Genomic DNA, 20,529 nt, shown 5'->3' on the forward strand with positions numbered 1-20,529 from the left:
ATGAATGTGGAAGAAAACCGCCGGAAGCCGATGGATTTGAATACGGCAAGGGAATATCTGCAAAAATTTTACGGTTATCCCGATTTTCGCGAGGGCCAGAAAAAGATCGTCGCCAGTTTATTGGAAGGCCGCGATACGCTCGGCATTATGCCAACGGGCGGGGGGAAATCGATTTGCTACCAAATCCCTGCCCTGATGTTTCCGGGATTAACGCTTGTCGTTTCCCCGCTCATCTCGCTGATGAAGGACCAGGTAGACGCGCTGCTGAGCGCGGGGCTTTCCGCGGCGTACATTAACAGCACGTTGACCGGCAAGGAAGTCAATAACGTGATCCGTGCCGCCCAGCGAGGGGAACTCAAGCTTCTGTATGTAGCTCCGGAACGGCTGGAACTGGATTGGTTCCGGGAGGAGATGGCCCAGCTGAATATCTCGTGCGTTGCGGTGGATGAAGCGCACTGCGTGTCCCAGTGGGGACACGACTTTCGCACAAGCTATTTGTCGGTTGCCCCGTTCGTGAAGGGACTGCCGGAGCGTCCGATTCTGGCCGCCTTTACGGCTACGGCCACGCCGGAGGTCATGGAGGACATGCAGCGCCTGCTGCGGCTTGAAGACCCGCAGGTGTTCGTAACCGGCCTTGGACGGGACAATTTGCACATGTCTGTTCTCCGCGGGGAGAACAAGCGCGAGTACGTGCTGGATTATGCGGCTTCCCATACCCACGAGTCCGGCATTATTTATGCCGCCACCCGCAAGGAGGTCGACGACTTGTGCCAGCGTTTGCAGCTGAGAGGGCTGGCCGCAGGGCGCTACCATGCGGGAATGAGCGACGAGGAGCGAGCATCCAGCCAGGAAGCGTTTCTGTATGACGATATCCGTGTTATCGTCGCAACCAATGCCTTCGGCATGGGGATCGACAAATCCAACGTGCGCTACGTCATCCATTACAATATGCCGAAAAACATGGAATCTTACGTCCAGGAAGCCGGCCGCGCCGGCCGCGACGGGGAGCCGAGCCAGTGCATCCTGCTGTTCAGCGCCCAGGACATTATGACCCAAAAATTCCTGATCGAGCAAAATCCGCAGGACGAAGGCCGCAAGCTGAACGAGTACCGGAAGCTGCAGCAGATGATCGACTACTGCTACACGACCCGGTGCCTGCGCAGCGCCATGCTGGACTATTTCGGGGAATCGCACGAGGACAGGCCTTGCGGGACATGCAGCTCCTGCACGGATGACCGTGAGCTGGTCGATATTACGGTGGATGCCCAGAAAATTTTCTCCTGTATTCACCGGATGCGCGAACGCTTCGGGGTCTCCATGGTATCGTCCGTGCTAAAAGGCTCAAGAGCCAAGAAAGTGTTGGAATACGGCTTTGACCGGCTGCCGACATACGGCGTCATGTCGGGCCGTACCGAGAAGGAAATCGCCGAGACGATCAACGTGCTGATCTCGGAAGGGTATTTGGCCCTGACGGAAGGGCAGTATCCCGTGGTCAGGTTGCAGAGCGCGGCAGGCGAGGTTCTGCGGGGCCAGCGGGAAGTGACCCAGCGGGTGCCCCGTCCGTCCAAGGCTTCAGGGGGACAGCGCCGGAGCGGAAGCCGGGATGCCTCGCCGTCGGCCGTTAATGAAACGGTGTTCGAGCAGCTGCGGCTTATCCGCCGGGAGCTGGCTAGCCGGGAGCATGTGCCGTCTTATATCATTTTTAACGATGCGACCTTGCGGGAAATGAGTGTTGTATGCCCGCAGTCCGAAGACGAAATGCTGAACGTCAAAGGGGTCGGGGAAGTGAAATTCCGCAAATACGGAAAGCCGTTTCTGGAGTTCTTCCAGAATCAGTCCGGCGGGATGGAACATGGCGATTCTGCCTACGATTACGAATAAAAGGATAAGCTGAGGATAGAGCAGCAACCGGAATAAACTAGCGAAGGTCGTGAACCATGAAAGTCATTTTGTCCACATTAAACGCCAAGTACATCCATACATCGCTGGCGATCCGCTGTCTGAAGGCCTACAGCGACAAGGATTTCGATATTGAACTGGCCGAGTATACGATCAAGGATCCCGTCATGAATATCGTCTCCGACCTGTTTCAGCGGAAACCCGACGTGATCGGTTTCTCCTGTTATATCTGGAATATCGAAGAGACGATCAAAGTTATTGATATCGTTAAAAAGGTAATGCCCGAGGTAACGGTTATTTTGGGCGGACCCGAGGTGTCCTACGATACGGAATATTGGATGAATCGTCTCCGAAATGTCGATTTCATCATCATGGGCGAAGGGGAAGAAACGCTCAATCACCTGCTCAAGGAAATCGAAGGCGACCGGAAATATCATTTCGTTTACGGTGCCGCTTACCGCAAAGGGAATGAAGTGATCATCAATCCTCCGCGGCCTAAGGCTGATCTGAAAGATCTTCCTTCTCCGTACCGATTTGCGGAGGATATACCGAGTCTCGGCAACCGCGTGGTCTACTTCGAGACGAGCCGGGGCTGTCCCTTCAACTGCCAGTTCTGCCTGTCGAGCATCGAGGTGGGCGTCCGGTATTTCGATATCGAGCGGACAAAGTCCGACATTCTCTACCTGATCGACAACGGTGCCAAGCTGATCAAATTCGTGGACCGCACGTTTAACATCAAACGAGACTATGCGCTTGAGATGTTCCGTTTTTTGATCGAAAACCACCGGGGTTGCGTTTTCCAATTCGAAATTACGGCTGACATCATGCGTCCTGAAGTATTGGATTATTTGGCGGAAAATGCGCCTCCGGGCATATTCCGTTTCGAGATCGGCGTCCAATCGACCAACGATCCGACGAACGAGTTGGTGAAGCGCAGACAGAATTTTTCCAAGCTGACGCGCACCGTGACCAAAATCAAGGAAAGCGGCAAAATCGACCAGCATTTGGATCTGATCGCGGGCCTGCCGCTCGAAGACTACGACACGTTCCGCAAAACGTTCAATGACGTGTTTGCCTTGGGGCCGGAGGAGCTGCAGCTGGGCTTTCTGAAAATGCTGCGCGGAACCGGACTGCGGATCGATGCGCCGAAATACCATTACACCTATATGGATCATGCGCCGTATGAAATCCTCAGCAGCGACGTCTTGCCGTTTTCGGACATCGTGCGGCTGAAGAGGCTCGAAGACGTGCTGGAAAAATACTGGAATGCACATCGTATGGATTACACGCTGAAATACTTGATGACGCATGAATTTCCTTCACCGTTCGACTTTTTCCAGGAGTTCGGAGATTACTGGGAAGCCCGGGGCTGGCAAAAAATCGGACATCAGCTGGAGGATTTGTTCACTCGTCTAACTTCCTTCCTTGAGGATAGGAAGACGCCGCGTATGGACGTCATTTCCGGCTTGATGAAATTCGATTATTTCCTGGGACATAAATATAAGCCTCGTAAAATCTGGTGGGATTTTACTTTGGATAAAGACGAATGGGCCAATCATTTGAAGATTGTTGTCGATCAGGCGGAGGACTTTACCGCAGGTTTCGCCAAGCTGGAAGTCAGCGAGCGGGAACTGCAAAAGCATGCGATGATCGAAGTCCTGCCTTTTGATTTGGACGCCGTTATACACCGGAACAGTTCGGGTACCGAAAATGACGGACAACAGGGGAACGCACGCCGCACGATGCTGGTCGTTCTGTATCAGCAGTCGGAAGACGGACGCCCTCAATATTTTACAAAGGCGGTTTAAAATGGACCTTCATCCGGAACTCTAAGGTAAAGAGGAGGGATGATGATGCGTTCGAACAAGCCGAAACCGTCGATGCAGGAAGAACCCAAGGCGGCACCGGGAATGGGGCCGAATGAGGTTCTTCAGGAAGAAGCGACCGAAGAAGAAGTGAAGCGCGGCGACTATACGCAGGTGATCCGGCTGGCGTTGGATCATACGCCGGAGGATTAGGGAGTGGAAGGCCGCAGGAAATCTTGCGTGAAGTTTAAACATCGTCATACCGCATAAAAAACGGCTGGGTAGTCCATTCCGGACTCCCAGCCGTTTTTCCGTATTTAAAGTACATATGTGATTACATCGCGGGTTTTGCTTCAGGAGGCTTCCCGCCAGCCTGGGGCGTGTGCCGTTCAAGCCAGTCCAGCACATGCTCGGCGACCTCGTCCCGGTTGATCTCGTGCAGCATTTCATGCCTTCCGCCGGGGTATAGGCGATATTCAAGGTCCTGGACGCCCAGCTCCCGATAGAGGTCAATGAGCTTGCGCACGCCTGTTCCGCGCATGCCTACCGGATCCTCATCTCCGGAGAAAATGTAAACCGGCTTGTTTTTGGCCAGGTTCTTCAGCAGCTTGGGTTTGTGGATCTGCCGCAGCAGCCCGAAAAAATCCCGAAAGAAGCGGGCGGTGCACACCTCGCCGCAGTACGGATCGTTCACGTAACGATCGACTTCCTCTTCATCCCTGGACAGCCAATCGAAAGGAGTCCGGATCAGACCGAAGCCTTTGCTATACGGGCCGAAGACGATCGTATTCAGCATGAGGCTGCGGTGGGTTTCTCCTTGAATCTTGGCCTGAAAGGCTGCAAGGCCCTGGCCGAAGGAGAGCAGGCCGCGCGGACCGTTGGAGCCTGACAGCATAAAGCCGTGAAATTTTTCCCCATGCTTACACATGATCTTTTGGGTAAGAAAAGAGCCCATGCTGTGGCCAAGCAAGTAATGGGGAAGCCCGGGATGCTTCTCCCGGATGACTCCTGAGAGAAGGATCAGATCCTCAATCATGCCTTCAAAACCGTTCTCGCCCACGTCTCCCAGCGCCTCCGGCTTTCCTGCCGTCCTGCCGTGTCCGCGGTGATCATTCACGTAGACGGCATAACCGTGTCCCGTCAGCAGGGAAGCCAACTCGGCATAGCGCTCCCCGGTTTCGCACATGCCGTGAGCAATCTGGACGACGGCCTTGAACTCCTTGTCGGCTTCCGGCAGCCATTTATACACGAAAATGTTCATTCCCGAATCGTTTAACATCGTAAAGGTTTCGGTCTGCATCGCGATTTGGCACCTCCACAAATGGTTGGATAGGGTTCCTTACGTTACAGAATGCCGTCGCTCTATTAAGGCAAATAAGAACGGAGGACGGTTGCGTTTCCTTCAAGCGTGTAAGACCCGAGGTTCGCCGGGAGCAGGAAGCACTGGCCGGAAGTGAAGGGTTGGGACCCGCCATTCCATTTCAGTGAGCCTTCACCGTCGCAGGTCACGAGAATCGTAAAGCTGTCCTGGGTCGTCTTGAGGTTCCACGGGCCGCTCACGATCCCTTTTTCAACGATAAAATAAGGAGACTCTGCCAGCTTCAGCCATTCGCCCGGCACCGCGCTGTCGGTGCTCATTTTGGTAGCTCCCGACCCTTCATAAGCGGTTACGTTCAGGGAATCCTCAATGTGCAGCTCGCGGGGCTTGCCATCCAGTCCCGGACGGTTGTAATCGTAAATCCGGTACGTCGTGTCGGAGTTTTGCTGGATTTCGGCTACCACGACGCCGGCGCAAAGGGCGTGCACGGTACCAGCAGGTATGTAGAACGTATCGCCGGCTTTTACGGGCACTTCCTGAAGGGAATCCATGACCGTGCCGTTTTCCAAAGCGGTTTTTAAATCCTCGCGGGTTACGCCATCCTTCAGGCCGTAAATGATTTTGGCATCGGGCTTCGCGTCAAGCACGTACCACATTTCGGTTTTCCCGAGCTCCCCCTTGGGCAGGCCTGCATAATCGTCGGTCGGGTGGACCTGTACGGAGAGATCGTCATTGCAGTCCAGCAGCTTGATCAGGAGCGGGAAGCGTCCGTTGACTTCGGAAAATCCTTTCGTACCGAACCATTCGCGGCCCAGCTGCTCGCGAACCTGGTCCAAACCCAATCCGGCGAGGTCGCCATTGATGACCGCGGTGGTTCCGTTCGGATGGTCGGCGATCATCCAGCCTTCGCCGATATGGCCTTCGGGCAAGCTCAGGCCGAACTGCTCAAGCGCGCGTCCTCCCCATACACGTTCTTTAAATTCAGGTTGAAATAACAGCGGATACGGTTTCGTCATGTTGTGTTCAACTACCTTTCGCCAAAGTTGTGGTAAATCCATGTGTACATTTGTCCACCGTGAGACTACGCCGGTAGACGCCACCACCTATCATAACGTCTTTTTTCGTTCCAGCGCAATAAGATAAGGCGCATCGGGACGCTGGATGCCGCGGTACATAACCGCTTGCGCGGAGCGTTGGGGAAGCGAAGAAGCCCATGCCTCCACGGCCGCGGCCTCCAGGCTGCCGCCATCATGGCCCGGATACAGGACAATGGTAATGACGCCCCCCGGCGCCAGCATTTCCAATGCAGCCTCCAGTGCCGGTATCGTGCTGTCCGGAGAGGTGATGACGGTCTTATCCGACGTTTCCGAGGGGAGGTACCCCAGGTTGAACATCACCACGGATGCTTTTCCTTGATATGACGCGGGAATTAAGCTTTTCATGCGGTCATGGCTGCCGTGAAAAAGCGTCACCTCTGCGAGCATGTCCTCCTTGGCCAAGCGCTGGCGTGTAAGCGCCAGCGCTTCCTCCTGAATGTCAAAAGCAAACACTCGGCCCCGGTTCCCAGCCGTCCGGGCCAGGAACAGCGTGTCCGCCCCGGTTCCCGCCGTGGCGTCAATGGCGATGCCGCCGGGCTTGAGGCGTTCTGCGGCGAGCTTATGGGCGAAGCTCAAAACGGAAAGGAAGCCCATCAGGACTCCCTCCACTGCTTGCCTTGCCATGTGTCGCGGCGCTTCAGCTCCGCATCGATGGCATTCAGCACTTCCCATTTTCTCAGGCTCCACATCGGTCCGATCAGAAGGTCGCGCGGCGCGTCGCCCGTCAGGCGATGAACGATCATCTCCGGGGGAAGCATTTCAAGGCTGTCGACGATCAGCTTGACGTATTCATCCTGTTCCAGAAATCGGAGCAGGCCGGCTTCATACTGCTTCACCATCGGCGTTTTGCGCATAAGATGAAGCAGGTGGATTTTGATCCCCTGAACGTCCATGCCGGCGACGGCCCGGCCTGTAGCCAGCATCATTTCATGATCCTCCTGCGGCAGCCCGTAAATGATGTGGGTGCAGACGCGGATGTTATGCTTTCTCAGCTTCTCGACGGCTTTAAGGTAGCATTCGGTGTCATGCGCCCGGTTTATGAGCTCCGAGGTGGAGTCGTGGATCGTTTGCAGCCCCATTTCAATCCACAGGTAGGTGCGCTCGTTCAGTTCGGCCAAATATTCGACGACGTCATCGGGAAGGCAGTCCGGGCGGGTCGCGATCGAAAGGCCTACTACGCCCGGCTGCTGGAGGATGACCTCATAATATTCCCGAAGCTCTTCGACCGGTGCATAGGTATTGGTATAGGCCTGAAAATACCCGATATATTTCGCGTTGGGCCATTTCAGGTGCTGCTTGTCCCGGATCGTGTCGAACTGGGTGACCAGATCGTCGCGCCTGCGTCCGGCAAAGTCGCCCGAGCCTCGGGCGCTGCAGAAGGTGCAGCCTCCCTTGGCGATGGTGCCGTCCCGGTTGGGGCAGGTAAAACCGGCATCAAGCATGACCTTGAACACCTTATCCCGAAACTGGCTGCGCATTTCGTAGTTCCATGTATGAAATCGTTTATCGCCCCATAGCAGCGGGACGGAAGTGAGCGGTGTATTCATGCAGTTCTCCTTTGCGGTCTTGGGATATTTCTCATAGTATCCATTCATTTTACTATGTATTGTATCAAAAAACGGCTTCGGGCGTCATGCGTCCCAAAACATCCCGAGAACATCTCTTGATCACGGTACGGGATATTGTTAAGATATAGGAAAGCATAAAATCTCGGAGTTCATTATATTGCAGAAAAACATCCGTTAAACGCGGTTCCTACACCGATTGCAAAACTTTTTATGCAGCAGCCGTTTCATCAAGCCGCATAATGGGTAAACCATATGCAGCGAGTGGAATTCATAATGATGCTTCATCATGGATATACTGATACCGTGAGGTGATTGCAATGAATTCAACGGTTAATACTGAGCCAAAAGAAAGAATTGCTGTGGAGTTTACCCGGGATGAAGCACTGGCGCTGACAGGCGTGGAATTTAACGCCAACCGCGAGGTCAAAGCTTCCGCCCAGCGAAAAATCCGGGCCGCTTTTGAAAAGACATTTGATTTTGCACCCGAAGAAAGGTAGACTAATCACAGTTTAACTATCGCGGAACCCCAATTCCAAATATAAAGAGGGAGGAACCCTTGTTCTCTGTTATTTGCGGAGAAAAGGCGTTCCTCTTTCTTTTGAAACAGGGGTGGGTAAAATCCGGGGGCATGCCCTGACTCGGCCAGTATTTTCAGGAGAAACGCCGTTCTCCTTTGAGAAGGACGACGTCGTTTTTACTTGGCTCTTTACTTTTGCGGACAAGTTCGTCACAATATTTCAGTATAAGTTAATTCATAGCGAAGTTTCGGAGGTATAACATGCGTCTACGCGGAAGAAAAGGCATCCGGGAAAATCTGGAGCAGCAGCAGGATCTGGTCGTTCTTGACCCCCGGCAATATAAAGGGAAGTGGGCTTCCCTGTTTGGCAACGACAAGCCGATTCATGTGGAATTCGGAATGGGCAAAGGACAGTTTATCAGTCAGATGAGTTACAAACACCGCGATTTCAACTTTATCGGTGTCGATATGTACGACGAGCTCATCCGCCGGGCAAGCGAGAAAGGCCGCAATGCCTGGTCCGAAGAGGATGTGGAGACACCTCCGAACCTGAAGCTTGCCCTGATGAACATCGAGAACGTGGAGGAGGTGTTCGAGCCGGGGGAGATCGAAAGGATTTACTTGAATTTCAGCGATCCCTGGCCAAAGGCGAAGCATGGCCGCCGTCGGTTAACCCACCCGAGGTTCCTCGATAAATATAAAATGATATTGAATAAGCGCGGCCAGATTCATTTTAAGACCGATTCGGTCAGTCTGTTCGAATTTTCGTTGAATTCCTTTGCGGATTACGGCCTGCAGATGACCAATATTTCCCTGGACCTGCACAGGGACGGGATTAACGAGGAATTCGTGATGACGGAATATGAAACGAAGTTTGTCGGGCAGGGGATGAATATCCACCGTTGCGAGGTTATTGTCGGTCCGGAGGCGCTTGCGGAATACCGGAAGGATCGCTTGAAAAAATATGGAATCTAAAATCCTGAGGCTTAACATCCCGCCGGGGCTATGATAGCGTTTGCGCGATCTATTTATTTATAGAAGATAAATATTCAAGAGCGAAGCCAGGCAAGACTGCGGCTGCCGTTCGGCAATTCGATAACAAAAACGTCTATCGACGTACTTTCTGAGAAGACAGACCGCATTTAGCGGAAGTTTTTCTTGCGAGATAAGGATGGCAAACCCCTGAAGTTTATACTTTCTTATCTCTTAAAAAAGCTGTCGAAAATTCGACAGCTCCGGTGCACTCCCTCTTAGGGGTGCACCTTTTCATTATCGAGCATCTCGAGTATGCTCCGGGCGCTCTGCATCGGATGGTAACGCTGGATATTGTTCAGATTGTGTTCCCGCTGATGGACGATCCGATCATAATCGTTCAGAAGCCTGTTCATCCATTTGCCGAGTACCTCGAGCGAAGAGATCGCTTCGCCCAAGCCTTGGGCCGTGAAATATTGGAAGTTCTCTTCTTCCTGACCCGGCAGGGGATGGTGGAACAGCATGGGGATTCCTTTGGCGAGACCTTCGGTGCAGGTCATTCCTCCCGGTTTCGTAACGAGAAGGTCGGAAACCTCCATTAGCTTATCGACTTCCCGGGTAAAGCCCAGAATGCGGATATTCGGGTGACGATAGCGGGGATTGGACTCCATCTCCATCCGTGCTTTATCATTATTGCCGAAACAAAAAATCACCTGGATTTCATCACGCCATCTCGTCAAGTACTCATGAACGACTTGGTCGTTCATGAGCCCCCAGCCTCCCCCCATCACAAGGACGGTGGGCATCGCCGACAGGCCGAACTTCTCCCGGATTTCTTCTTTGCCGGGATGCTCCCAGAAATCCGGGTGGATCGGAATGCCGGTCACCTGGATTTTGGCCTGGGATACACCGCGGTTCAGCAGCTTCCGCTTGACCTCGGGGGTGGAGACGAAATAACGGTCCACCTCGGGGCTGATCCAGGTATCGTGGGCGTCATAGTCGGTAATGACAGTGCATAAGGGAACGTCAGTTCCAAGGCGCTTTAGGCGGGAAATGACGGCGCTGGGTATGAAATGCGTGCACACGATGATGTCGGGCCTCAGCTGCCTCACGACATTTTTGGTGCTTGTATAGAAAATCCGGTGCAGCGCCAAGGCGGTGAACCGGCTAAAGGATTTCTGATGCCGGTACATATAACCGATCAGCCGCGGCTGGGACGTCAGGGTCTTGCGGTAGGCCGAAATGATCAAAGGAGCCACTTTGGGATTGAGAAAACTGCCGAGTTCCATCACCCGGGGCTGGATGTTTGGAGACAATTGGCGCAAACTGCTGGAGAGCGCGTAAGCGGCCTGCGTATGACCGGCCCCGAAGCCCTCGGATAACAGCAAAACTCGTTTCTTAGCCACTCTTTTTCACCCGTTCCTGCAGCGTTATTTCAATATCCCTAACATAATGTCTTTGAGAGTAGAATGCAACCGCTTACGCCGGGTTTTGTCAATAAAAATTTTGTGTCCGGGATGTCCAATAGCCCCGTTTTTCATTTCGTAAAATGCCAATTAGTGTAAATAAATTGGTGTTATTGACAACAGGGACTTTCGTCCCGATATAACAGGCCGGCCGCCGGGGAGGCGGAAATGGAGATTTTCCGAGTATAACGAAGAGTGGCTCCCGGACGCGGAATTTGGCGGAAAGAAGGGTCTGTGGTCTTTTGACTTGTGTCGAGGTTATAGCTACAATGATTCAAACGAGCCGTAAAAGTTTATAAAAATTTGAAGCCCTGACTTAAACTTTTTATGGTTTCAAAACGTCTTTAATTTAGGGTCGGACAAACTTTCCGAAGAAAATTAGGCAGACGGAGAAATAAAAAGCAAGAAAACGGATGAAAATAAGAACTAATGCCGTTTAATCGAAGCTTGCTGCCACGCTGTAAGCAAGTGAAGCTCTTTTTAACAGGATTTTTCCGAATTAGAGCTTTTCGCGCTTTTGACAAATGATCTTAAAGTGTGGAAAATCGATATGACGTGCGAAACGGCCCCGTGACACCGGGACGGGAAAGATGCTAAAGAGAGAAGACGTCACCGTTAAAGAGCAGCGCAGAAAGACAGCTAAATCAAAAAGACGGCAAAGCAAGAAAGACTGTAACAAGGGTCATGTAGAGACAAAAGCAATCTAGAGAGATAATCAGCATTACATTCTCGGGGTATAAAAGGGGGTAACGGAGAATCATGATAGACGCCATTTTCATCGCGCTGCAAATTTTCTTGGGCGCGGTTGGTGTGTACCAGTTTGTGTTCTCTTTGTTTGGACTGTACAAGAAAAAGAAAAAGAAGCATTACGAACCGGTCAAATCTTTTGCCGTACTCGTTGCGGCTCACAATGAAGAACAGGTTGTCGGGGCTCTCATGGAGAACCTCAAGCAGCTTAATTATCCAAAAGAGCTATACGAAGTATTTGTTATTTGCGATAACTGTACGGACCGGACGGCGGATATCGTCCGCGAGCACGGCATGAACGCCTGCGTCCGCACGAATCAGAATTTGCGCGGCAAAGGCTATGCGATCGAATGGATGCTTAAAGAGCTTTGGGCGATGCCCCGTCAATTCGATGCCGTCGTCATGTTCGATGCCGATAATCTGGCCCATCCGGATTTCCTGATCGAAATGAACAACGATCTTTGCTCCGGAGCGAAGGTAATCCAAGGATACATCGATACCAAAAATCCTGAGGATTCATGGATTACTGCCGCTTACGGCGTGTCCTACTGGTACATTAACCGCCTGTGGCAGCTGTCCCGCCATAACCTGAACATGGCGAATTTCCTCGGCGGAACGGGAATGTGCTTTGAAACCAATCTGCTGAAGGAAATCGGCTGGGGCGCCACAAGCCTGGTCGAGGACCTGGAATTTACGATGCGCAGTGTCATGCGCGGCGTGTATCCGAAGTTTAACTACGACGCCAAGGTGTTTGACGAAAAGCCGCTGACCTTCAAGGCTTCGGCCAGACAGCGTCTCCGCTGGATGCAAGGACACTTTACGGTTGCGCGCCGATATTTCTTCCCGCTGCTGTGGCGAGCCATAAAAGAACGCAGCATCGTGAAGCTGGACTTGGCTCTGTACGGGGTCAACGTATACATCGTGCTGCTGACCTTTATTTTGACGGCCGTCATATGGGTCGACAACTCATTCTTTGACGGGCCGAATATCTCTAATCTTTATGGCCATCTGCCGTTCTGGCTAAGCTTTACGGTCATTGGGGCCAATATCTTTACGTTCATGATCGCCATGGTCTTGGAGAAGGTCACGTTTAAAAAGGTGTACGCATACCTTGTGCTGTTTCCGGTTTACCTGGTGTCCTGGTATCCGATCACCGTTTATGCGTTCTTTACGCAAAACAACAAACAGTGGAGCCATACGAAGCATACGCGTGTCGTGCGGCTTGAGGAAGTTCAGAGCAAGCAGGGCTAGGATAAGAAAATTTTTAGACAAGGCTATTGACACTTGGATAATCGCATGCTAAACTATTTTAGACTGTTGAACTTAATACTGATTGCAAGCAGAAGCGCCGCTTCTCACCTGTCCGACACAAGTTGGCTGGTTTGATCACGTAACTAATGAATGAATTCACTTCATTTTTTAAGATGTGTATCAATTGGGATGCCGGTGATTAAACCGTCATCCCTTTATTTTTGTCTTATGACAGTTTCCCTGAAGCGGTCTGCTTTCCTAGGGTACATCATTAACGTTATATTATATCGGAGGTGGAGAACTATCAGTAAGGAACATATGATCAATGAGGAAATTCGGGCGAAGGAAGTGCGTTTGGTCGGCGCGGAAGGCGAGCAAATCGGAATCAAGCCGATTCGCGAAGCGCTGCAAATGGCCATCGATCTTAATCTTGACCTTGTCAACGTGGCACCTCAGGCTAAACCGCCGGTTTGCCGCATCATGGACTACGGCAAGTTCCGCTATGAACAGCAGAAGAAAGAGAAGGAAGCCCGCAAGAACCAGAAGATCGTTGATATCAAGGAAGTATGGTTCCGTGCGAACATCGAGGAGCACGATTACCAAACGAAGCTTCGCAATGTCGTGAAGTTTCTGAAAGACGGCGACAAGGTGAAATGCTCCGTCCGTTTCCGCGGCCGCGAAATCACTCATGCCAACATCGGCCAAAAGATTTTGGAGCGCGTGAAGACGGAAGTTGCCGATCTTTGCATTGTGGAACGCCAGCCTAAGCTGGAAGGCCGCAGCATGATTATGATCTTGGCTCCCAAAGCCTAAGAGACATTTAGAGGAGGAAGTAGTACAATGCCTAAAATGAAAACACACAGCAGCCTGAAAGGCCGCTTCAAAATTACCGGTACCGGTAAAGTGAAACGTTACAAAGCTTACAAAAACCATTTGCTTTCCCACAAATCCAAGCGTGCGAAGCGTGTCCTCGGGACCAGCCCTGTAATGGCACCTGGAGATGTTAAGCGTTTGAAGCAAGGCTTGGCTAACTTGAAATAGTAAACAACATTTATTGGGAGGTCTTTTGATATGGCACGAGTTAAAGGCGGATTTGTGGTTCGTCGTAGACATAAAAAAGTATTGAAGCTTGCGAAAGGTTATTTCGGTTCCAAACACCGTATTTTTAAAACAGCTAACGAGCAGGTCATGAAGTCCCTGGTATATGCATACCGTGACCGTCGTCAAACGAAACGCAATTTCCGTAAATTGTGGATCGTTCGTATCAACGCGGCTGCTCGCATGAACGGCCTGTCCTACAGCAAAATGATGCACGGCCTGAAGCTTGCCGGTGTGGACATCAACCGCAAAATGCTGGCCGATCTGGCTGTAAACGACGTGAACGCGTTCAATTCTTTGGCTACTGTAGCTAAAGAAAAAGTGAATGCTTAATTTTATACTGCAGCAAGAACCGTCCGATTGGTTTCGGGCGGTTCTTTTTTTTGCAGAATTACTTTCGCCCTTTGCAGCGGGAAAGTACTTTTTTTGGCTGCCCGTGCCCTTATTGTTTTTGCAGGGCGATAAAACAAGCATCCCCCCGCTTATGCGAATATTCTGGTTTTATACTGCTAAGGAGGGAATAATATGCATAAGCCTGTAAGTAAAGCGCAAGTAAAGCAATATATCGGCAAACAAATCGCGGCTTACAAGAAAGACGGAAGCGTCGTAACGGGCAAGCTGGTTCGGATGTCGGGGAACCGTCTCATCCTCGAAGCGAATGCCGGAAAAAAGGTGAAAACCAAAGCGGTGATCCCTCTTGTGCTGTTTGATCTGCTGGCCATTGGAACAGCCCCGTATGCTTACGGCCCGTTTGGAGGGGGATATGGAAGTTACGGCGGTTATTCTGCACCCGGAGCGGGATATGGCGGTTACGGTTATCCGCCCGGCGGATTTTTCTGGTAGGCTCTATCACAAGGATTTTTCCAGCTCGTAACATTGACTTAGCGAAATGACCCGCACCATGCGATACCCGAGCTTTAGATAAAAAGACAGTCCTTTATCGTTTCCCAGATCAACCATCACTTTGGCCCGCTTGCATCCGCGCGACCGGGCGAAGCCCTCGGCTTGCCGCATAAGGGATACCCCCCAGCGTTTTCGCTGAGCATCGGGTGCAACGGCCAACATGTCGATATACAGCAGCTCGCCGTGCATCATAAAATGGACAAAAGCGACCACCCGATCTTCCGTACCGGAGGATGCGACGAACGTGACTCCCCGGCGAAGCCTGACCGGTATTTCCCTGCGGACATTGTCCAGTTCTTTCGGGCTCAAGTGGGATAACGGGACCAGCTGGGATTCAATTAACTGGTAAATTGCCGGGTCGTCGTGTTCGGGACTTCGATAGCGAATCATGCATCTTTGTCCTCCCTTCGCTGCCGTTTTAACATGGTTAGTTTTATCGTATGTAGCAAGGGCTGGAAGGGTGTTTGGAGGGACATCAGGGAGGTTTGGGGTCAGGCGGGGAATGAAAAGCTGACGTACAAAGTAAAATAAATGTGTTGACTTCTGGAATCATTGAATCATATAATGTTTCTAAACATTTTAACGAACATATTCCATCGGCAATGATGAGGACGAAGTTTAAAGGGCTCTTTTGCTCAGAGAGTGGAAGGATCAGCTGCAACCTCCACCAAAATCCCTTTTATACGAGCTCACCTCGGAGCTGTTTTCCTGAAAAACGCTAATCTGACACTTCAATGCATTAATGGGTCAGCGTCTATTAGGGAGAATCGTCTGGTTCTCGTTACGAACCGCAGATATTGAAGTTCAAGCCTTGTTAGAGGCCGTCTTCATACCTGCTGAGGCTTCGCATTGCGAAATGTGAAGCAAACATGGGTGGTACCACGGAAGCTAAACCTTTCGTCCCTCACGCGGAGAGATCCGGCGTGGAGGACGAAAGGTTTTTTTGTTGCTAACAAAGATGAGAAGCAGCCAATTTTTGAGAGGAGGATGACTGATGAGCGCGCAAACTCCAGAAGTGCGGTCTACAGAACAATTACGAGAGAAATGGATGAAGCCCGAAGTGATTACCGGATCGGAAATTTTGCTTCGGAGCCTACTTTTGGAAGGTGTCGAGTGCGTGTTCGGCTATCCGGGAGGAGCCGTGCTGTACATTTACGATGCCATGTATGGATTTGAAGATTTCAAACATGTATTGACGCGTCACGAGCAGGGTGCGATCCATGCGGCTGACGGATATGCCCGGGCAAGCGGCAAGGTCGGCGTTTGCATTGCAACGTCGGGCCCGGGGGCGACCAACCTGGTAACCGGCATTGCCACCGCTTATATGGACTCGGTTCCCATGGTAGTCATTACCGGCAACGTAGCCACGACCCTGATCGGTACGGATGCGTTCCAGGAAGCCGATATTACCGGCATCACGATGCCGATCACCAAGCACAGTTACCTAGTCCGCGATGTAGAGGATCTGCCGCGGGTCATCCACGAAGCCTTTCACATCGCATCGACCGGCCGCAAAGGTCCCGTCCTGATCGATATTCCGAAAGACGTATCCGCGGCGAAGGCGTTGTTCCAGCCGGGAGAGAGCGTTCACCTTAGAGGATACAATCCCCGGACGGTGCCGAACCGGATGCAGCTTGATAAGCTGTGCCGGGCCATCGAAGATGCCGAGCGTCCGATGATCCTTGCGGGCGGCGGCGTGATCTACTCGGGAGCGCACGAAGCGTTGTACGAATTCGTGAACCGGACGCAAATCCCGATCACAACGACGCTTCTCGGACTCGGCGCATTCCCGAGCGGCCATGATCTGTGGACGGGGATGCCGGGCATGCACGGAACGTATACTTCGAACAACGCCATCCAACAAAGCGACTTGCTGATCAATATCGGCGCCAGATTCGATGACCGGGTAACCGGCAACCTTAACGGTTTTGCGCCGAACGCCAAAATCGTCCACATCGATATCGATCCGGCCGAAATCGGCAAAAACGTTCCAACCGACATTCCGATTGTCGGAGATGTGAAGACGGTGCTGGAAATGATAAACCCGGATGTCCCCGCAGCAGCGAGAGCGGATGCGTGGAGAGATCAGATTCGGAAGTGGAAAGCGGAATATCCGTACAAGTACAACGATTCGAATGAAGTTTTGAAGCCTCAATGGGTCATCGAAATGCTGAACGAAACGACGGAAGGCGAAGCGATCGTAACCACGGACGTCGGTCAGCACCAAATGTGGGCGGCCCAGTATTACAAGTTCAACCAGCCGCGGTCTTGGATCACCTCCGGCGGTCTGGGAACGATGGGTTTCGGATTCCCGTCGGCGATCGGTGCCCAAATGGCGCACCCGGACCGATTAGTTATCTCGATAAACGGCGACGGGGGCATGCAGATGTGCTCGCAGGAGCTTGCGATCTGCGCCATAAACAACATTCCGGTCAAAATCGTTGTCATTAACAACCAGGTGCTTGGCATGGTTCGCCAGTGGCAGGAGCTAATCTATGATAACCGCTACAGCCATATCGACCTGGCGGGAAGCCCGGACTTCGTAAAACTTGCTGAAGCATACGGCGTCAAGGGATTGCGGGCGACAACGAAAGAAGAAGCGCGCCGCGCTTGGGCCGAGGCGCTGGAAACCCCCGGTCCTGTGCTCATCGATTTCGTGGTTGAAAAAGGCGAAAACGTATATCCGATGGTCACTCAAGGATCCACAATCGACCAAATGCTGATGGGAGATGCGTAAGATGACGAGTTTAAAACACAATACCATTGCTGTACTCGTAAACGATCAGCCTGGCGTACTCCAGCGGGTCGCCGGTCTGTTCGGCCGGAGAGGATTTAACATTGAGAGCATCACCGTGGGGCAATCCGAGGAAGCCGGATTGTCCCGGATGGTCATCGTAACGACGGGAGATGACACAACCTTGGAGCAAATCGAGAAGCAGCTTTACAAGCTGATCGATGTCATCAAAGTCATCAACCTGAGCTCCAAGCCGATGGTGGCGAGAGAGCTCGCCCTGATCAAGGTGAAGGCCGAACCTTCGGCCCGCCCGGAAATCCTGGGCGTTGTCGAAACGTTCCGCGCTTCGGTCGTGGACATCGGGGCATCAAGCATGATGGTTCAAGTCGTCGGCGACACGGGGAAAATCGATGCCATGATCGAACTGCTCAAGCCATACGGCATCCAAGAGCTTACCCGAACCGGCGTCACCGCAATGATTCGAGGCAATGCTTAACATTTCATTCTATTCCTAACGACCAAAATGAGACACCTGCTTCCGGATTTCAATGAGCGGGTGTTTCAGGAGACCGGGCGATAACCGGGTCGGTTGAAATACCCGCTCATTCATGAAGGGGCTTAAATTAAAGGAGGATTTTTAAAATGGCAGTTACTACTTACTATGAGCAAGATGCAGAACTTAGCGTACTGAAAGGCAAAACGATCGCCATCATCGGTTACGGCAGCCAGGGACATGCCCAAGCGCAAAACCTGCGCGACAGCGGCCTTCGGGTCGTTATCGGTCTTCGTGAAGGCAGATCCTTCGACAATGCGAAGAACGACGGTTTTGAAGTGTACTCCGTAGCCGAAGCGGTAAAGCAGGCGGACGTGGTGCAAATCCTGATGCCGGACGAAACGCAGGCAGCCGTGTACAAAAACGACATCGAGCCAAACCTGAAAAAAGGCGCAGCGCTGATGTTCTCCCATGGATTTAACGTGCATTTCGGGCAAATCGTTGCTCCAAAAGAAAACGACGTTCTGCTCGTAGCTCCTAAATCCCCGGGCCACATGGTCCGCCGTACGTACGTTGAAGGCTTCGGCGTTCCAGGATTGATCGCCATCGAGAAGGATGCAACCGGACAAGCCAAAGAAATCGGATTGGCTTATGCGAAGGGCATCGGCTGCACGCGTGCGGGCGTTATCGAAACCTCGTTCCGCGAAGAAACCGAAACCGACCTGTTCGGTGAGCAAGCCGTACTTTGCGGCGGCGTATCCGCGTTGATCAAAGCCGGTTTCGAAACCTTGACCGAAGCCGGATATGCTCCGGAAATGGCGTACTTCGAATGTCTGCATGAACTGAAGCTGATCGTTGACATGATTTATGAAGGCGGACTTGCCTCCATGCGCGACTCCATCAGCAACACGGCCGAGTACGGCGACTACGTAACCGGTCCTCGCATCGTTACCGAAGAAACGAAAAAAGCGATGAAGGCCGTTCTCTCCGACATCCAGCAGGGCAAATTCGCCCGCGACTTTATCCTGGAGAACCAATCCAACCGCGCGTTCCTGACGGCTACCCGCCGCAACGAAGCTGAGCATCCGGTAGAAGTCGTCGGTGCGCAACTGCGTGAAATGATGCATTGGATCAAGAAATAATCACGTATAATGGATAAATAACAATCTGCCGGCGGTATGGGACAGATCTGCGGACGCGGTGAACCAGCTGATCGAGAAACGCAAGACATTCGGGCGCCGTGACCGCGTCGGTCTGTAAATACAATAACGGTTTTATAAAAACAGGCCCTGTTAGGAGTTAGGAACAGGCGCCTGTTTTTTGCCTATATTGCCCCCTGGCCCCAAGGCGAGCTTTAGGCGTTCCGGAACATCGGTTTTTTTTGAACAACCTCTTATAGGTGAAACTTATTAAGTCCATAGATTCTATATCTTGGTCAACTTACCTGATGTATGTTACAACAGTAATTAGGATTATACGGACGACGCACATAAAAATAAGGAGTGGATAACCATGGCAGAAACTAAGAAAATCGCGGTCATCGCGGGGGACGGAATCGGACCGGAGGTAGTGGCCGAGGCGGAAAAAATCATCAAACGGACGGAAGAGGTATTCGGCTATTCCTTTACGACGGAACATGCGCTCTTCGGGGGGATTGCCATAGACGAGAAAGGCACGCCGCTTCCGCAGGAAACGCTGAACGTGTGCAAAAATGCGGATGCCGTCCTGCTTGGTGCGGTAGGCGGCCCGAAGTGGGATAACAATCCCAAGGAGCTTCGGCCGGAAACCGGGCTGCTTGGCATCCGTAAAGAGCTCGGGCTGTTCTCCAACCTTCGTCCGGCCGTCATTTTCGATTGTCTGAAGGATGCTTCCACGTTGAAGCCGGAGGTTCTGGAAGGAACGGATTTGATGGTTGTGCGCGAGCTGACCGGCGGCATTTACTTCGGAGAGAAGTTCAGACGCGAAGGGGCAGGCGGCGAGGAAGCGGTTGACACCTGTGTATACAACACTTCGGAAGTCGAGCGCATCGTGCGCCAAGCCTTCGAAATCGCCCAAAAGCGCCGTAAAAAACTGGCCTCCGTCGACAAAGCCAACGTGCTCGAAACCTCCCGCCTGTGGCGCGAAACGGTAAACCGGATCGCTCCTGAATATCCGGATGTCGAGCTTGAGCATGTGCTTGTGGACAACTGTGCGATGCAGCTGCTTCGCCGCCCGTCAAGCTTTGATGTTATCGTGACGGAAAACATGTTCGGCGATATTTTGAGCGATGAGGCGGCCATGCTGACCGGTTCCATCGGAATGCTTGCCTCGGCGTCGATGGGCGAAGGAAGCTACGGGCTGTACGAGCCGGTTCACGGCTCCGCTCCCGATATTGCGGGACAGGGATTGGCGAATCCGATCGCGACGATCCTGTCCGTCGCTCTGATGTACCGCTTGACGTTCGGCTATGCCGAAGCGGCCGACGCCATTGAACGGGCAGTGGCCGAGGTACTGGATGCCGGCCATCGTACCGCTGACATTGCGGTGGATAAAAGCAAGGCGCTGAACACTTCCCAAATGGGGGATTTGATCGCCAAAGCCATCCGGAAATAGATTCTAGGAACGAGAAAATTCAAATAATCTTCTTATTTAGAATTATTATAATAAAATAACTTATATAAT

At 52.2% G+C, this 20,529-nt stretch carries 20 protein-coding genes; 14 read left to right on the forward strand and 6 right to left on the reverse strand.

Annotated elements, in window-relative coordinates; translation table 11 throughout:
* Genes recQ through XI25_RS33690 form a run of 3 tightly spaced genes read left to right on the forward strand, consistent with a single transcriptional unit; the run spans position 1 to position 3,917 of the window.
* Complete coding sequence (gene recQ / locus XI25_RS11045; protein WP_046678626.1) at positions 1–1,881, forward strand: DNA helicase RecQ; 1,881 nt, start codon at positions 1–3, stop codon at positions 1,879–1,881.
* A gap of 56 nt (positions 1,882–1,937) precedes the next feature.
* The gene (locus XI25_RS11050) at positions 1,938–3,707 is read left to right on the forward strand and encodes a B12-binding domain-containing radical SAM protein (protein WP_046678627.1); all 1,770 of its coding nucleotides are present in this window, start codon (positions 1,938–1,940) and stop codon (positions 3,705–3,707) included.
* A gap of 39 nt (positions 3,708–3,746) precedes the next feature.
* Positions 3,747–3,917 (forward strand): hypothetical protein, encoded by a 171-nt coding sequence (locus XI25_RS33690; RefSeq protein ID WP_235439825.1) that lies wholly within the window; start codon positions 3,747–3,749, stop codon positions 3,915–3,917.
* Positions 3,918–4,038: 121 nt separating this feature from the next.
* On the opposite strand, the gene XI25_RS11055 is transcribed toward XI25_RS33690, so the two are convergent.
* From XI25_RS11055 to XI25_RS11070, 4 genes are all read right to left on the reverse strand, one after another.
* Positions 4,039–5,004: an alpha/beta hydrolase gene (locus XI25_RS11055; protein ID WP_046678628.1), complete on the reverse strand. Its 966-nt coding sequence runs from the start codon at positions 5,002–5,004 to the stop codon at positions 4,039–4,041.
* A gap of 65 nt (positions 5,005–5,069) precedes the next feature.
* Positions 5,070–6,038 (reverse strand): type I phosphomannose isomerase catalytic subunit, encoded by a 969-nt coding sequence (locus tag XI25_RS11060; protein ID WP_046678629.1) that lies wholly within the window; start codon positions 6,036–6,038, stop codon positions 5,070–5,072.
* Positions 6,039–6,128: 90 nt separating this feature from the next.
* Complete coding sequence (locus tag XI25_RS11065; RefSeq protein ID WP_046678630.1) at positions 6,129–6,713, reverse strand: class I SAM-dependent methyltransferase; 585 nt, start codon at positions 6,711–6,713, stop codon at positions 6,129–6,131.
* Positions 6,713–7,666, reverse strand: coding sequence for a TIGR01212 family radical SAM protein (locus tag XI25_RS11070; RefSeq protein WP_046678631.1), 954 nt, complete (start codon positions 7,664–7,666; stop codon positions 6,713–6,715). Before XI25_RS11070 ends, XI25_RS11065 begins: the two co-directional genes overlap by 1 nt.
* A 338-nt stretch (positions 7,667–8,004) precedes the next feature.
* Between XI25_RS11070 and XI25_RS11075 the strand changes: the two genes are divergently transcribed.
* A complete protein-coding gene (locus XI25_RS11075) occupies positions 8,005–8,184 on the forward strand; it encodes a hypothetical protein (RefSeq protein WP_046678632.1) in 180 nt (59 codons plus the stop codon).
* Between the two features lie 281 nt (positions 8,185–8,465).
* Entirely contained in the window at positions 8,466–9,179 is a 714-nt protein-coding gene (trmB, locus tag XI25_RS11085; protein WP_046678634.1) for a tRNA (guanosine(46)-N7)-methyltransferase TrmB, read from the forward strand.
* A gap of 275 nt (positions 9,180–9,454) precedes the next feature.
* Here trmB and XI25_RS11090 read toward each other — a convergent pair whose 3' ends face one another.
* Complete coding sequence (locus XI25_RS11090) at positions 9,455–10,582, reverse strand: UDP-N-acetylglucosamine--LPS N-acetylglucosamine transferase (protein ID WP_046678635.1); 1,128 nt, start codon at positions 10,580–10,582, stop codon at positions 9,455–9,457.
* Between the two features lie 819 nt (positions 10,583–11,401).
* On the opposite strand from XI25_RS11090, the gene XI25_RS11095 reads away from it, so the two are divergent.
* The 5 genes from XI25_RS11095 (at position 11,402) to XI25_RS11120 (ending at position 14,581) form a co-directional block, all read left to right on the forward strand.
* Entirely contained in the window at positions 11,402–12,640 is a 1,239-nt protein-coding gene (locus XI25_RS11095) for a glycosyltransferase family 2 protein (protein ID WP_046678636.1), read from the forward strand.
* A gap of 318 nt (positions 12,641–12,958) precedes the next feature.
* Entirely contained in the window at positions 12,959–13,453 is a 495-nt protein-coding gene (gene infC / locus XI25_RS11100) for a translation initiation factor IF-3 (protein WP_046678637.1), read from the forward strand.
* A 27-nt stretch (positions 13,454–13,480) separates the two neighbouring features.
* On the forward strand, positions 13,481–13,681 hold the full coding sequence (gene rpmI, locus XI25_RS11105) for a 50S ribosomal protein L35 (protein ID WP_046678638.1): 201 nt from the start codon (positions 13,481–13,483) through the stop codon (positions 13,679–13,681).
* A 30-nt stretch (positions 13,682–13,711) separates the two neighbouring features.
* The gene (rplT, locus tag XI25_RS11110) at positions 13,712–14,071 is read left to right on the forward strand and encodes a 50S ribosomal protein L20 (protein ID WP_046678639.1); all 360 of its coding nucleotides are present in this window, start codon (positions 13,712–13,714) and stop codon (positions 14,069–14,071) included.
* Between the two features lie 192 nt (positions 14,072–14,263).
* Positions 14,264–14,581 (forward strand): hypothetical protein, encoded by a 318-nt coding sequence (locus XI25_RS11120; protein WP_046678641.1) that lies wholly within the window; start codon positions 14,264–14,266, stop codon positions 14,579–14,581.
* A 6-nt stretch (positions 14,582–14,587) separates the two neighbouring features.
* Here the strand turns inward: XI25_RS11120 and XI25_RS11125 are convergent, their stop codons facing one another.
* A complete protein-coding gene (locus tag XI25_RS11125; RefSeq protein WP_046678642.1) occupies positions 14,588–15,031 on the reverse strand; it encodes a GNAT family N-acetyltransferase in 444 nt (147 codons plus the stop codon).
* A gap of 604 nt (positions 15,032–15,635) precedes the next feature.
* On the opposite strand from XI25_RS11125, the gene ilvB reads away from it, so the two are divergent.
* The 4 genes from ilvB to leuB all read left to right on the forward strand — a co-directional run bounded on the left by ilvB (position 15,636) and on the right by leuB (position 20,460).
* On the forward strand, positions 15,636–17,378 hold the full coding sequence (gene ilvB, locus XI25_RS11130; RefSeq protein ID WP_046678643.1) for a biosynthetic-type acetolactate synthase large subunit: 1,743 nt from the start codon (positions 15,636–15,638) through the stop codon (positions 17,376–17,378).
* 1 nt (position 17,379) lies between these two features.
* Positions 17,380–17,871: an acetolactate synthase small subunit gene (gene ilvN, locus XI25_RS11135; RefSeq protein ID WP_046678644.1), complete on the forward strand. Its 492-nt coding sequence runs from the start codon at positions 17,380–17,382 to the stop codon at positions 17,869–17,871.
* Between the two features lie 146 nt (positions 17,872–18,017).
* Positions 18,018–19,010: a ketol-acid reductoisomerase gene (gene ilvC, locus XI25_RS11140; RefSeq protein WP_046678645.1), complete on the forward strand. Its 993-nt coding sequence runs from the start codon at positions 18,018–18,020 to the stop codon at positions 19,008–19,010.
* A 370-nt stretch (positions 19,011–19,380) separates the two neighbouring features.
* Positions 19,381–20,460, forward strand: a complete 1,080-nt coding sequence (leuB, locus tag XI25_RS11145; RefSeq protein ID WP_046678646.1) for a 3-isopropylmalate dehydrogenase — start codon at positions 19,381–19,383, stop codon at positions 20,458–20,460.
* Positions 20,461–20,529 lie beyond the last annotated feature (69 nt).

Source organism: Paenibacillus sp. DMB20, assembly GCF_000987955.1.
GTDB lineage: Bacteria > Bacillota > Bacilli > Paenibacillales > Paenibacillaceae > Paenibacillus_AQ.

Coding starts and splice junctions, on each gene's coding strand:
- XI25_RS33690 (WP_235439825.1), top strand. CDS start 3,747: ATGATGATGCGTTCGAACAAGCCGAAACCGTCGATGCAGGAAGAACCC.
- ilvC (WP_046678645.1), top strand. CDS start 18,018: ATGGCAGTTACTACTTACTATGAGCAAGATGCAGAACTTAGCGTACTG.
- ilvN (WP_046678644.1), top strand. CDS start 17,380: ATGACGAGTTTAAAACACAATACCATTGCTGTACTCGTAAACGATCAG.
- XI25_RS11050 (WP_046678627.1), top strand. CDS start 1,938: ATGAAAGTCATTTTGTCCACATTAAACGCCAAGTACATCCATACATCG.
- XI25_RS11060 (WP_046678629.1), bottom strand. CDS start 6,038: ATGACGAAACCGTATCCGCTGTTATTTCAACCTGAATTTAAAGAACGT.
- leuB (WP_046678646.1), top strand. CDS start 19,381: ATGGCAGAAACTAAGAAAATCGCGGTCATCGCGGGGGACGGAATCGGA.
- recQ (WP_046678626.1), top strand. CDS start 1: ATGAATGTGGAAGAAAACCGCCGGAAGCCGATGGATTTGAATACGGCA.
- XI25_RS11070 (WP_046678631.1), bottom strand. CDS start 7,666: ATGAATACACCGCTCACTTCCGTCCCGCTGCTATGGGGCGATAAACGA.
- trmB (WP_046678634.1), top strand. CDS start 8,466: ATGCGTCTACGCGGAAGAAAAGGCATCCGGGAAAATCTGGAGCAGCAG.
- XI25_RS11065 (WP_046678630.1), bottom strand. CDS start 6,713: ATGGGCTTCCTTTCCGTTTTGAGCTTCGCCCATAAGCTCGCCGCAGAA.
- XI25_RS11055 (WP_046678628.1), bottom strand. CDS start 5,004: ATGCAGACCGAAACCTTTACGATGTTAAACGATTCGGGAATGAACATT.
- XI25_RS11095 (WP_046678636.1), top strand. CDS start 11,402: ATGATAGACGCCATTTTCATCGCGCTGCAAATTTTCTTGGGCGCGGTT.
- ilvB (WP_046678643.1), top strand. CDS start 15,636: ATGAGCGCGCAAACTCCAGAAGTGCGGTCTACAGAACAATTACGAGAG.
- XI25_RS11120 (WP_046678641.1), top strand. CDS start 14,264: ATGCATAAGCCTGTAAGTAAAGCGCAAGTAAAGCAATATATCGGCAAA.
- rpmI (WP_046678638.1), top strand. CDS start 13,481: ATGCCTAAAATGAAAACACACAGCAGCCTGAAAGGCCGCTTCAAAATT.
- XI25_RS11075 (WP_046678632.1), top strand. CDS start 8,005: ATGAATTCAACGGTTAATACTGAGCCAAAAGAAAGAATTGCTGTGGAG.
- infC (WP_046678637.1), top strand. CDS start 12,959: ATGATCAATGAGGAAATTCGGGCGAAGGAAGTGCGTTTGGTCGGCGCG.
- XI25_RS11125 (WP_046678642.1), bottom strand. CDS start 15,031: ATGATTCGCTATCGAAGTCCCGAACACGACGACCCGGCAATTTACCAG.
- rplT (WP_046678639.1), top strand. CDS start 13,712: ATGGCACGAGTTAAAGGCGGATTTGTGGTTCGTCGTAGACATAAAAAA.